The organism is Burkholderia puraquae, assembly GCF_002099195.1.
GTDB classification, from domain to species: Bacteria; Pseudomonadota; Gammaproteobacteria; order Burkholderiales; family Burkholderiaceae; genus Burkholderia; species Burkholderia puraquae.
Map to the genome: position 1 here is coordinate 50,393 of NZ_NBYX01000010.1, position 12,282 is coordinate 62,674.

The following is a 12,282-nucleotide window of genomic DNA, read 5'->3' on the forward strand; positions in this document are numbered from 1 at the left end:
TCGGGACGGCCGGCTGGATGCGGCGCGTCGCGGCGCGCAACGCGCGTCGCGTGCGCGCCGCACGCGCTGGGTATGATGTCGTTCCCGCCCCCACTTCCGGCGTCGACATGCTCACCGTCCATCACCTGAACAACTCGCGCTCGCAGCGCGTGCTCTGGCTGCTCGAAGAACTGGATGTGCCGTACGAGATCGTGCGCTACGAACGCGATCCGAAGACGATGCTCGCGCCGCCCGAATTGCGCGCGATCCATCCGCTCGGCAAGTCGCCGGTCGTCACCGACGACGGCCGCACGTACGCCGAATCGGGCGCGATCATCGAGACCCTCGTCGAACGCTACGGCAACGGGCGCCTGGCGCCGCCGCCCGGCACACCCGAGCGGCACGATTACACGTACTGGCTGCACTATGCGGAAGGGTCGGCGATGCCGCCGCTGCTGCTCAAGCTCGTCGCGCTGCGGATCGCGCACGCGCCGATGCCGTTCTTCGCACGGCCGATCGCGCGCAAGATCGCCGCGACGCTGCAGTCGGGCTTCGTCGATCCTCAGATCGCCCTGCATCTCGGCTACCTCGACGACACGTTGAGCCGCACCGGCTGGTTCGTCGGCGACGGCTTCAGCGCAGCCGACATCCAGATGAGCTTTCCGCTCGAAGCCGCGACCGCGCGCGGGGGCGGCAGCCGGTATCCCGCGATCGCGCGTTTCCTCGACGCGATCCACGCACGGCCCGCGTACCAGCGGGCGCTGGAGCGCGGCGGCCCGTACGACCTGCTCAAGTAGCCCTAGTAGCGCTAGTAGCCCTGGCCTGCGTCAACTCAGCAGGCCCGCCGCGACGTTGATCGACAGCCCGAGCACGGCCATGTTGAAGTAGAACGACAGGATCGACTGCGCGAGCACCGAGCGTCGCGCAGAGCGGTTCGCCAGCGACACGTCGGCCGTCTGCGACGCGACCGCGAGCGTGAACGCGAAATACAGGAAATCCCAGTAATCGGGCTCCGGTTTCTGGTCCGGGAAACGCAGCGCGCGATCGTTGCTCGGCGAGCCGTAATAGAGCCGCGCATAGTGCAGCGTGAAGATCGTCGGGATCAGGAACCACGCGCCGAACAGCGTCGCGCCCGTGATCGCGTAGTGGCTGAGCCCCGCGCTGAAGCCGACGCTCTTGGCGGTCGCGAGCTCGATCGCGATCGCGGCGACGCTCGCGACGGTCGCGAGGCACACGACGGTCAGCACGGTCGTCGCGTTTTCATCCTCGCGGATCGCGACTTCGCGCACCTTGTGATGATGCGCGGTGACCATGCGCACCCACATCAGCACGAGATACAGCCAGATCGTGCAATCCCAGCCGATCAGCGCACGCACGGTCGGACGCAGCGGAAACGGCAGCAGCAGCGCGCACAGTACGCCGGCGACGAACGCGGCGACCATGCGCGGCCGGTTGCGTAATACCTGGGGATAAAGCGTCATCGTGTGATTCCGAAAGCAGATGGAAAGGGTTCGGCCGGTGCGCGGGGCAGCCCGTCGCACCGCACCGATGGGTACTGCCCCGATTATCGTCATTCCAACGTGACGTGGCGATGGGCGCGAGCGCCTAAGATAAGGGGATGACTGCCACCGCCCCCCTCTGCCGCCATCCGGCGAACACGGCCGGCCGCGACTTCGTCGTCGGCGACCTGCACGGCTGCGTGGATGTGCTGCGCGCACTGCTGCACGACATCCGCTTCGATCCGGCGCGCGACCGCCTGTTTTCGGTCGGCGACCTCGTCGACCGCGGCCCTGCATCCGAAACCACGCTCGACCTGCTCGACCGCCCGTGGTGCCACGTCGTGCGCGGCAATCACGAGGAAGTGATGAGCCTCGTGGCGCGCGGCAAGCTGTCGCCCGACGCGTGGCGCGGAATCGGCGGCGACTGGGGCGCCGACCTGCCGCCGGAACGGCTGCACGCGCACGCGGCGCGCGTCGACGCGCTGCCGCTGGTGCGCGTGATCGGCGACGGCCCCGGGCGCTTCAACGTGCTGCATGCGGAATTCTTCGGCTCGGACGCCGATCTCGACACGGGCAGCTATTCGCACGACGTGCGCGAGCGGCTGATCTGGGGCCGCGATCTCGTCCAGGGGCTCGCCGATCCGGCGCGGCAGGCCGGGCTGTCGCTGACCTGCACCGGACACACGCCGGTGCGCGCACCGCAGCGGATCGGCGCGCAGTGGTTTATCGACACGGGCGCGTTCGCGCCGGCCGGTCGGCTCACGCTCGCCGAGCCCCGCACCGGACGCACCTGGTCGATGACGCAGGCCGAAGCGCGCGAACGCCACGCAGGCGACTGGCCGTTACCCTGACGCGCTGATGCCCTGATGCCCTGACGCGCGCGAGCGGGCCCTAGCCGACCTGGTTCAGCTCGAACACCGCATCGACGACCGAGCCGTTCCAGTTGTATTCGAGGTAGGCCGCGTGATGGCAGTCGCGCAGCAGCGCGGTGCGGAACGCCGCCAGGCACTCGCCGCGCGGGTCGCGCACCGACGGATAGACGATCCCCGCGACGCCGGCATTGCGCACCGCGCGACCGAGCGCCTGCCCGGCGCTGTAATCGAGCGGGTGCAGCAACGCCGGATCGCGTTTCGGCCACATGCGGATGTCGGCCACGTCGCCTTGCGCGATCACCGTATAGAGCCGCATCTGCTGGCGCATCGGCGGTTCCTTCGTCGCAGCCAGGAACAGGGTGCTGTGATAGCGCGTTTCGGCGATCGCCGTATCGCGAGCGCGCGCGCAGTAGAACACGCCATAGCTGCCGTCGGAAAAGCGGCTGCCCTGCGGATTCAGGTGCGTGAACGCGGCCATGATCGGCCCCCAGCCCTGCCCGTAGCGACGCTCGGCGGGCGGCACGAGGTCGAGCGTGCCGACTTCGTTGCGGATGCGGTCGTTGGTCAGCGATTCGAGCGCGTAAAGCGCATCGAAATCGTCCGCCGATGCCACGCGGTCGAACAGGTTGATCGCCGGAAAACGGGTGGGGATCACGCGATAGGCAGGTGCCCAGTCGATCGCGGTCGTGGGCCATTGTTGTGCTTGGATCGGCATCGTCACGCCCAGCCACCTCGCATCGCGTCGAGATATTGCCGGACGGCGACCAGATCGCCGACGTTGCCGGCGAGCATCCGGTCGAGTGCGCGCTTGCCGCCGAACGGCGCCGCGTCGTTGGGCCGCTTGACCCAGGCATCGGCCGCGGACGGCTGCGGCAGCAGGATCTGCAGCGCCTTGTAGATGCCGAGCAACAGCGATAGCCGTTCCAGCGTATCGCGCGGCAGCCGCGCCGATTCCGGCGTGGCCTTCCACTTGAAGAACGTCGAACGGCCGGGCGACCCGAGCAGCACGATCTGCTCGTCGATCGTCAGTTCCCAGTCGCGCGCGATGTTGAAAAACGCGCGCAGGCCGGCCGCCGACATCTGCGCGACCGAGGCCTGTGGCGGGGCGGAATGCGAATCGTAGGCGGGCTGTGACATGATCGTTAGTCTCGGAATGAATCTACTAACAAGATTAGTCCATTTTCGTATTTTTGCAAGGGTCGACACCCGCCAACCGCCTTGCGCCCCCAACAAAATGATATTTTTTGTCCATTCTGGACTCTTATTTTATTTTCTGCGTTAATGGCCGTGCGGACACCATGCGCAGATGCGGTTCGTGTCCGTGAAACCGTGTCGCACAGAACCCGGAAGCACCCCGCCAAGGAACGCACCATGAAGAGACTGATTGCCGCTGTTTCGATCGCCCTGCTCGCGGTATCCGCAGGCCCCGCCGTCGCGAAGGACTGGACCACGATCCGCTTCGGCACCGATGCCAGCTACGCGCCGTTCGAGTCGAAGGCACCCGACGGCAAGCTCGTCGGCTTCGACATCGACCTCGGCAACGAGATCTGTGCGCGCCTGAAGGCGAAGTGCGTGTGGCTCGAGAACGATTTCGACGGGATGATTCCGGCGCTGAAGGCGAAGAAATTCGACGCGGTACTGTCGTCGATGTCGATCACGCCGCAGCGTGCGCAGCAGATCGGCTTCACGACGAAGATCTACAACCAGCCGACGCGGCTCGTCGTGAAGAAGGGCTCGCCGCTGCTGCCGACGGCCGAATCGCTGAAGGGCAAATCGATCGGCGTCGAGCAGGGCACGACGCAGGAAACCTATGCGAAGGCGTACTGGGGCAAGCAAGGCGCGAACGTCGTGTCGTACCAGAACCAGGACGGCGTGTACGCGGACCTGACCTCGGGCCGCCTCGACGCGGCGCTGCAGGATGAAGTGCAGGCCGCGATCGGGTTCCTGAAATCGTCGCGCGGCGCGAACTACACGTTCGTCGGCCCCGAGCTCGTCGACGACAAGGTGCTCGGCATCGGCGCCGGCATCGGGCTGCGCAAGGAGGACACCGACCTGAAGGCGAAGATCGATGGCGCCATCCTCGACATGGTCAAGGACGGCACCTACAAGCGGCTCGCGTCGAAGTACTTCGACTTCGACATCTACGGCGGCTGAAACGGCGTCGCGCGCGTACGGGCGCCACTCCCGTCGCGCGCGTCCGACCGCCCCTCCCCTCACCACCGGACGGCAACGGCATGGCGCCGTTTGCCGTCGCATCGAATGCATCATCCGTCGCACGCGCGCCATGCCGCATCGCGCTTCATTCGGATTGCAGATCGATTGTTCGCGGCGGCGATGGCCGACGCGAACGAATATCGTGCAGCTTCAGTCAGTATGCGAAGACCGGGCGTCGAGGTACCGGCGCCCGTGCGCACATGCCCTTGCGAATCGGGTTCGCATGCAGGAAAGTGCCGACCCGGCGCGGATGACCGGCAATCAGCCGGATCCGCCTCGCACCGGGCGCGGAGAGATGGCCTGTCGATGCATGCCGGCCGGCTGCGAGAACGACGTTCGACCGGCGATGCTCCGAATCACTGCGATCGCGGCCTGCTTGCCGCAGTGTATGGCGATCGATCATTTTTCTTCCCCGTATCAGTCTGATGCTTGTTCCGGCAACCGGACAAGGCCGGTGCCCCGACGATCAGGCGACGACGCCCCGTGCTCGCCGGAACGCGGCTGCTGTGCCGCGCTCCGCCGCCGCATCCCCGCGGACTGTGTCCTGGCCGGTACTGACAGGGTTCGCTGCCGAACCGGACGGACCTTGCATCGTCGACTTTCGCACGTCCACTTTCGCAAGGAGCGGGCCAGCTTCGCGCGAGCCCGTCCGGACAAGGGGTTGACCGGACAGCGTGGCGGCCGGCACAGGTGCGGAATGCGGGAAGTTACGAAACTGAAACACGCGGCGTGCGGCGTGGACGGGCCGCGTGGCGGCCCTGCCTTGCCGGATAAGGCTGAACAATGAAGCTCGGCATTTTTACCGATGGACGGGCGGCCGTTCATCCCGATTCGCCGCGCCAATTTGCGTGGCTGCCGACGCGAAATGTTTCATGCGCTTTACATGCCGCCGGCGGCCCGGAAATCGCCGGTCTTCCGCGGCAGGGATCGGCCGGCACCAGGCCAGCCGACCGCACGGCTATACTCCGAAACCAACGCGCATGATGTTCGCACCGGCGCCTTTTTCCGGCGCATCACGCGCCCCACGACACCGCTCCACACGCTGCCCCGCCACCCGAACGACCGCACCCGATGATCCGCACCTTCTATGCCGCCGAACGCGCCAGACTGCTTCGCTTCGGGGTGTCGGGCCTCGGTTCGACCGCGCTGCACGCGCTGATCGCGGCCGCGATGTTCGCGCTGTTCGACGCGACGCCCGTCGTCGCGAACGCGGTCGCGTTCACCTGCTCGACCGCGTTCTCGTATCTCGCCAACACGCTGTGGAGTTTTTCGTCGCCCGTGACGTGGGGCAACTTCGTGCGCTTTCTCGCCGTCGCCATGGCCGGCCTCGTCGTGACGATGCTGCTTGCGCACGGCACCGGGACGCTCGGGCTCGCCCGCGCGTGGAGCGTCGTCGCGGTCGTGCTGTGCGTGCCGCCCGTCACGTTCGTGCTGCACCGGCTCTGGACCTATCGCTGAACCGGTTCACGCGTCACGCGTGCGCAGCTCAGCCGACCCGTTGATGCCCCGCGTCGCCGGACGGCGCGCCGTCGTGCCCGCCGTTGTTGTCGTGATCGTTCAGCCCGTGTTCGATCATCATCCGGTACAGCGTCACGCGCGAAATGCCGAGTTCGGCCGCGGCCTTGTTGATGCGGTGATCGTTGCGCAGCAGCGCATTCTCGATCGCGGTGCGCTCGGCGAGCGCCCGCGCCTGTTCGAGCGTCACGGGCTCGGTTTCGCCCGGCGTATCGAGCCCGAGATCGTGCGGCGTCAGCAGCCGGCTCTCGGCCATCACGATCGCGCGCCGCACGCGGTTGATCAGCTCGCGCACGTTGCCGGGCCACTCGTAGCGCCGCATCGCGTCGAGCGCCGCCGACGTGAAGCCGCTGATCTTGCGGCCGCTGTCGGCCTTGTACTTCTGCAGCACGTAGTGCGCGAGGATGTCGATGTCCTTGCCGCGCGCGCGCAGCGGCGGCTCGTGGATGCGCAGCACGCACAGGCGGTGATAAAGGTCCGCGCGGAAGCGCCCGGCCTCGACCGCGCCGTCGAGATCCACGTGGGTGGCCGAGATGATCCGCACATCGACCGGAATCGATTCCTGCCCGCCGAGACGCTCGATCTTCCCTTCCTGCAGGAAGCGCAGCAGGCTCGCCTGGCTTTCGACCGGCATGTCGCCGATTTCGTCGAGAAACAGCGTGCCGCCGTTCGCCGATTCGATCCGCCCCGCGCGCCGCTGATTCGCGCCGGTGAACGCGCCGCGTTCGTAGCCGAACAGTTCCGACTGCAGCAGGTGATGCGGAATCGCGCCGCAATTGATCGCGACGAACGGACCCTTGCCGCGGCCGGAACGCTCGTGAATCGCGAGCGCCGTCAGCTCCTTGCCGGTGCCCGACTCGCCCGAGATGAACACGCTCGCGTCGGTCTTCGCGACCTTGCGGATCGTGCTGAACAGCTGCTGCATCGCCTCGCAGTTGCCGATCATCCCGTGTTCGCCGATCGACGCCGCATAGGCCGCCCCATCGACACGATCGAGCGCGGCCATCCCGCGCGCATGGCCGAGCACGTGCGAAATCCATTCGTAGGGCAACGGAAGGGTCACGTAATCGAAGCAGTAGCTGCGGATCAGTTCGCGCACGGCAGGGCCGATCGTGACGCCGGCCTGCGCGATGGAAATCCAGCCGATCGACGGCTGGCTCAGGCACGCCTTCAGCCCGGGATAGTCGCGCGACGTGAACCCGGTGAAATCGACCAGCCCGGCAGCGACGGTCACGCCGGACGTCATGTTCTGCGCGGCGCCGGCCGTCTTCGCAACGGATATTTCCCAGCCGAGCCCGCGCAGTTGCGCAAGCAACGGCTCGTCGGGCGAACGCATGATCACGAACAGCTTGCGTCCGTCCTCGGGCGCGGTGACGGATACATGCGTCGTCTCGGGCACCGCTTGCCCGTTTGCGTCGGGTGACCTAGCAACCATCGTTGTTCCCCGCTTGGCGTTGGTATCGCACCGGTTCGCCGTCGCGCGCGACGGACCTCGATCGAACCGACATATTGGCCGCATTTCCGTCCGAATAAAATCCCCCCGTGCATGAATCGTGCGTGAGGTGGACATTGTCATGAACGGTATATCGATGCGGCCGGCGCGCGGCTAGATGGGTGTTATCCCGGTGGCGTACGCGGTGCAAACCCTGAACGGGCGGCTGCGCGGCGCGCAAAGCCGCGCCGGTGCTGGCGCGCGGCGTTCGCGGGAAATGCGGTGCACCCGGAATCGGCTCGCCGGTGCAGGCATGCGCGGCCGGTCGACCGACCAGCCGGACGCCCGCGCAGCCGGTTCGAATTGATTTTGGTCAATCGTCAGAGGAAGCCGGCTGATGCAGGAACGCAACATGCGCGGCCCGATGCCGCGCACGCCGGTGCAGCGACGGTTTCAGCGGCCCGATGCGAGCGGCGCCGGCGCGTTCGCGCGGCCACGGCCGGCCGGCGTGCCGCCGTGTTCGCCGTAGGCGGCGGCGAGCGCGTCGACCCGCGCGAGATGGTGGTGATTGTCGTGATCCCACGGATGGAAGCCCGGCCGGAAGAAACTCAGCCATTCGCCGGCGATGCGCGGGAACAACCCGCGGCGCGGCCCGTACAGGAACGCGATCATCCGCAGCATGTCGCGCACGTGATGGCCGGCGCCGCGATCGCGCCACAGCAGCGTCGCGTGCATCAGGAACACGGTCGGCCAGAACGTCAGCGTCGTCAGCAGATAGACGCCGATGCGGATCAGGTAACGGCGCAGCCCCGGTTCCATCGCGGTATTCCATACGTCGAACGACACGGCCTTGTGCTCGGTTTCCTCGAGCGCATGCCAGATCCACATCTGGCGGTAGCCCTCGACCGAACCTTCGAGGCGCGTCGGGTCGCGCAGCAGCCAGTCGGCGAGCATCGCCGTGTAGTGTTCCGCCGCGACCGTATGCGCGAGCTGCACCGAATGCGGCAGCTTGCGCTTCATGTAGCCGAGCACCGTCCACACGCGCTTGTCGAGCTTGCGCGCGGGCAGGTGGTTCGCCTGCATCAGTTCGTTGTATTCGATGTGCTCGCGCGTGTGCATCGCCTCCTGGCCAATGAAACCGAGCACCTGCTGCTTCAGCACCGGATCGTCGATCCGGTCGCGATAGTTGCGCACCGAATCCATGAAGAAGCGTTCGCCGGCCGGGAACAGCAGCGACAGCGCATTGAAGAAATGGGTCACGTGCGACCCGAGGCCATGCCAGTCCTTCGCGCGTTCGACCGGCAGGTCGAAGCGCAGGTCGCGGCGCACCGGCATGATCCCCGCAGCGGTGGCGGAAGCGGCTGACTTCATGTTCATCGTTCTCCTGGTTCCGGAGCGGCCCGGCGCATCGTCCGACGCGACCGGCGCGGCCCGGGCGGCGCGTCGCGCACCGCCAAAAATCTTGACATCGACAGATGTAAAGATAGGCCGCCCGTGCCGGCGCGCGCAAGCCGCGCGGTAGATGCGCGCTTCCAAACAGGGCACGGTCGAAGAGGTGGAAAAAAACGGCGCTCGAGCAGTGCCCGGGCGGGGCGGTATTCGAACGCGCGAGCCCGCACGCGAGCCATCCGCGGCGGCCGGCGCCGCATCGCAGCGACGGCCGGAAAGCCCCGTGCGGCGGGCGTTTCGCGGAATCCGGCGACCCTGATCGGCACGCGGCCGAACGCCCCGGTAGCACCGATTCATACACGCGTCGCACTCGCATGGTGCAACCGCCGGCGCGCGGCTTGCGGAACATTCAAACGCGCGTTCCATTTGCGTTTCCGGCGGCCGCGGCTGCGGTGGCCCGCCGCCGCCCTCGACACGCATGCGACGGGCCGAAAACCACGGGCGGCGGCCCGCTGCGCGCTCGCCTACAATAGCGGCTTTACCCATCCTTTTTCAGGAGAAGTCATGTCTGTCATCACGACCGAATCGGGCCTCAAATACGAAGACCTGACCGAAGGCACCGGCGACGTAGCGCAAGCCGGCAAGACCGTCAGCGTCCACTACACGGGCTGGCTGACCGACGGTCAGAAATTCGATTCGAGCAAGGATCGCAACGACCCGTTCGCGTTCGTGCTCGGCGGCGGCATGGTCATCAAGGGCTGGGACGAAGGCGTGCAGGGCATGAAGGTTGGCGGCGTGCGTCGCCTGACGATTCCGCCGCAACTCGGCTACGGCCCGCGCGGCGCCGGCGGCGTGATTCCGCCGAACGCGACGCTCGTGTTCGAAGTCGAACTGCTCGCCATCTGACACGGCACCCAACCCGCCGGCTGACGCCCTGCCCCATGGCACACCTGCCGTCCCCCACCGTCGCACTGCAACGCTACGACACGTTCGAAGCGTCGGACGTGCACGACTTTCACCAGATCGTGCTCGGCATCGACGGCGCGATGGTGATGGCGGTGGACGGCGTCAGCCAGCGGCTCGACCGGCATGGCGCGTGGCTGGTTCCGGCCGGCGCGCGCCACGATTACGCGGGCCTTGGCGAGAACCGCCAGCTCGTGCTCAACCTTCCCCTCGCGTCGCTCGCGGTGCCGCAGCGGCTGTTCGACAGCGCGCGTGCCATGGCGATCGATCCGGCGCTGACGTCGCTGGTCGCGCAAATCGCGGCGGCAGCCGCGCGGCTCGAAGCGCCCGCCGGCAACGCGCAGCACGCGGCCGCGCACCGTTTCCAGTGGCAGGCCGCCGCGCGGCTGTGCGGCGCGCTGCTCGGCGAACGCGGCATCGCCGCGCCCGCCTCGGGCCTCGATTTCGCGCGCATCGACCGCTGGCTGCGCGCACGGCTCGCCGAGCCGCTGCGCATCGCCGATCTCGCCGCGCACTGCGGCTACGGGATGCGCCGCTTTCACCAACTGTTCGTCGAGGCGTTCGGCGAAACGCCGCATCGCTACCTGCAGCGGCTCAGGCTCGACGCGGCCGTGATCCTGCTCGCGGACGGCCGGTATCCGCTCGTCGATATCGCCGGGATGGTGGGCTTCGCGGATCAAAGCACGTTCACGCATGCGTTCACGAAGCGCTTCGGCGTTGCGCCGGGGCGCTGGCGCGGCGACCGGCATTGAACGCAGTCGCGGCCCCGCGCCGAGCGCGTATCGACGCGCGTAGCGGCACGGTTCGGTAAACCGCGTTCATGCCGGCCCGGTCGCGGCCTTCGTCGTTCCCGCTGCGTTCTCGCTGCGTTCCCGTTCACTGCCCCACGCGCTTCGCGTCACGCGTATCGACGCTTCACGTCCCGCTGAAACATCGCCTGCCGATCGCGTCCTACGATTGACGCATGGATACGACCGCACCCTCTTCCGCCTTCCCGCCCGCGCTCGCCCGCGTCGTCGCGACCGTCAGCACCGGTTTCGTCGTCACGCAGCTCGACGTGACGATCGTCAACATCGCGCTCGCACATCTCGCCGGCGACCTGCACTTGCCGGTCGCGGGCCTGCAGTGGGTCGTCGATGCGTACACGCTCGCATTCGCGGTACTGATGCTGTCGGGCGGCGCACTCGGCGACCGTTTCGGCCCGCGCCGCCTGTACATCGCCGGCCTCGTGCTGTTCGCGCTGGCGTCGCTCGCGTGCGGCGCCGCGAGCGCGCCCGCGATGCTGATCGCCGCGCGCGCACTGCAGGGCGTCGGCGCCGCCGCGATGCTGCCCAATTCGCTCGCGCTGCTGAACGACGCGTGCCGGCACGACCCGCACCTGCGGGCGCGAGCCGTCGGCGGGTGGACGGCGGCCGGCTCGATTTCGATTGCGGCCGGCCCTGTCGTCGGCGGCCTGCTGATCGCGGCGTGGGGCTGGCGCGGCATCTTCCTCGTGAACCTGCCGCTGTGCGCGGCCGGGCTGGCGGCTGCGTTCGCGTGGGTACCTGCGCGCTGCGTGGCGGCAGCGCCAGTCGCGTCACCCCGTTCCTCCGTCCGCGCACTCGACCTGCGCGGCCAGTTCATCGCGATCGCGATGCTGACCGCGCTGACCGGCGCCGTCATCGAATGGCGGCCGCTCGGCTTCACGCATCCGGTCGTCGCCGGCGGCTTCGCGCTGGCCGCACTCGCCGCGCTCGCATTCGTCGCGGTGGAAGCGCGCACGGCCACGCCAATGCTGCCGCTGTCGCTGTTCCGCCATCGCACGTTCAGCGCGGCCGTGCTGTTCGGGATCTGCGTGAATCTCACGTACTACGGCACCGTGTTCGTGCTCGCGCTGTACCTGCAGCGCGCACGCGGCGAATCGGCGTTGCAGGCGGGCCTCGCCTTCCTGCCGCTGACGGGTGGCTTCCTGCTGTCGAACCTCGCGAGCGGGCGTGTCGTGGCGCGTCACGGCCCGCGCGCACCGATGCTGGCGGGCGCGCTCGTCGCCGCGCTCGGCTACGGCTCGCTGCATTTCGTCGACGCGTCGACGCCGCTGGCCGTGCTACTCGTGCCGTTCCTGCTGATTCCGTCGGGCATGGGCTTCGCGGTGCCGGCGATGACGACCGCCGTGCTCGCATCGGTCGCGCCCGAACGGGCCGGCATCGCGTCGGCCGTGCTGAATACCGCGCGGCAGGCCGGTGGCGCGATGGGCGTCGCAGCGTTCGGCGCGCTCGCCGGCGGCGGCGCCGCGGGCCAGGTCGTGGACGGGTTGCGGATCGAAACGGCCGTGTCGGTCGCGCTGCTGGTCATCGCCGCACTGCTCGCGACGCGGGTGCGGCCCGATGCGCATCGCGGCGCATCGCCCACGCGTCAGGCGGTGGCGGCGGCCGATTGAACG

General features: G+C 68.1%; 12 protein-coding genes. 7 read left to right on the plus strand and 5 right to left on the minus strand.

All coding sequences use genetic code 11. From position 1 onward, the window contains the following. Window positions 1-107 precede the first annotated feature (107 nt). The gene (locus B7G54_RS19880) at window positions 108-776 is read left to right on the plus strand and encodes a glutathione S-transferase (protein ID WP_085040632.1); all 669 of its coding nucleotides are present in this window, start codon (window positions 108-110) and stop codon (window positions 774-776) included. 30 nt (window positions 777-806) lie between these two features. Here B7G54_RS19880 and B7G54_RS19885 read toward each other — a convergent pair whose 3' ends face one another. Next, window positions 807-1,460 (minus strand): DUF1345 domain-containing protein, encoded by a 654-nt coding sequence (locus B7G54_RS19885; protein ID WP_085040633.1) that lies wholly within the window; start codon window positions 1,458-1,460, stop codon window positions 807-809. Window positions 1,461-1,597: 137 nt separating this feature from the next. Between B7G54_RS19885 and B7G54_RS19890 the strand changes: the two genes are divergently transcribed. Continuing rightward, window positions 1,598-2,329 carry a metallophosphoesterase gene (locus tag B7G54_RS19890; RefSeq protein WP_085040634.1) on the plus strand — a complete coding sequence of 244 codons (732 nt, stop codon included), beginning with the start codon at window positions 1,598-1,600 and terminating at the stop codon, window positions 2,327-2,329. 40 nt (window positions 2,330-2,369) lie between these two features. On the opposite strand, the gene B7G54_RS19895 is transcribed toward B7G54_RS19890, so the two are convergent. Continuing rightward, window positions 2,370-3,065 (minus strand): RES family NAD+ phosphorylase, encoded by a 696-nt coding sequence (locus B7G54_RS19895; protein ID WP_085040635.1) that lies wholly within the window; start codon window positions 3,063-3,065, stop codon window positions 2,370-2,372. Window positions 3,066-3,067: 2 nt separating this feature from the next. Next, a complete protein-coding gene (locus tag B7G54_RS19900) occupies window positions 3,068-3,487 on the minus strand; it encodes an MbcA/ParS/Xre antitoxin family protein (protein ID WP_085040636.1) in 420 nt (139 codons plus the stop codon). Window positions 3,488-3,721: 234 nt separating this feature from the next. Here B7G54_RS19900 and B7G54_RS19905 point away from each other — a divergent pair, with 234 nt between their 5' ends. Next, window positions 3,722-4,504 (plus strand): ABC transporter substrate-binding protein, encoded by a 783-nt coding sequence (locus tag B7G54_RS19905; RefSeq protein ID WP_011355847.1) that lies wholly within the window; start codon window positions 3,722-3,724, stop codon window positions 4,502-4,504. Between the two features lie 1,131 nt (window positions 4,505-5,635). Next, entirely contained in the window at window positions 5,636-6,022 is a 387-nt protein-coding gene (locus tag B7G54_RS19915; protein WP_085040638.1) for a GtrA family protein, read from the plus strand. A 28-nt stretch (window positions 6,023-6,050) separates the two neighbouring features. On the opposite strand, the gene B7G54_RS19920 is transcribed toward B7G54_RS19915, so the two are convergent. Together B7G54_RS19920 and B7G54_RS19925 are read right to left on the minus strand one after the other, a co-directional pair. Continuing rightward, window positions 6,051-7,514, minus strand: a complete 1,464-nt coding sequence (locus B7G54_RS19920) for a sigma-54 dependent transcriptional regulator (RefSeq protein ID WP_085040639.1) — start codon at window positions 7,512-7,514, stop codon at window positions 6,051-6,053. A gap of 450 nt (window positions 7,515-7,964) precedes the next feature. Next, window positions 7,965-8,882: a metal-dependent hydrolase gene (locus B7G54_RS19925; protein ID WP_085040792.1), complete on the minus strand. Its 918-nt coding sequence runs from the start codon at window positions 8,880-8,882 to the stop codon at window positions 7,965-7,967. 582 nt (window positions 8,883-9,464) lie between these two features. Here B7G54_RS19925 and B7G54_RS19930 point away from each other — a divergent pair. The 3 genes from B7G54_RS19930 to B7G54_RS19940 all read left to right on the plus strand — a co-directional run bounded on the left by B7G54_RS19930 (window position 9,465) and on the right by B7G54_RS19940 (window position 12,279). Next, window positions 9,465-9,806, plus strand: a complete 342-nt coding sequence (locus B7G54_RS19930; RefSeq protein WP_085040640.1) for an FKBP-type peptidyl-prolyl cis-trans isomerase — start codon at window positions 9,465-9,467, stop codon at window positions 9,804-9,806. Between the two features lie 35 nt (window positions 9,807-9,841). Continuing rightward, entirely contained in the window at window positions 9,842-10,615 is a 774-nt protein-coding gene (locus tag B7G54_RS19935) for a helix-turn-helix transcriptional regulator (protein ID WP_085040641.1), read from the plus strand. A gap of 212 nt (window positions 10,616-10,827) precedes the next feature. Then, a complete protein-coding gene (locus B7G54_RS19940) occupies window positions 10,828-12,279 on the plus strand; it encodes an MFS transporter (protein ID WP_085040642.1) in 1,452 nt (483 codons plus the stop codon). The last annotated feature ends 3 nt before the right edge of the window (window positions 12,280-12,282 follow it).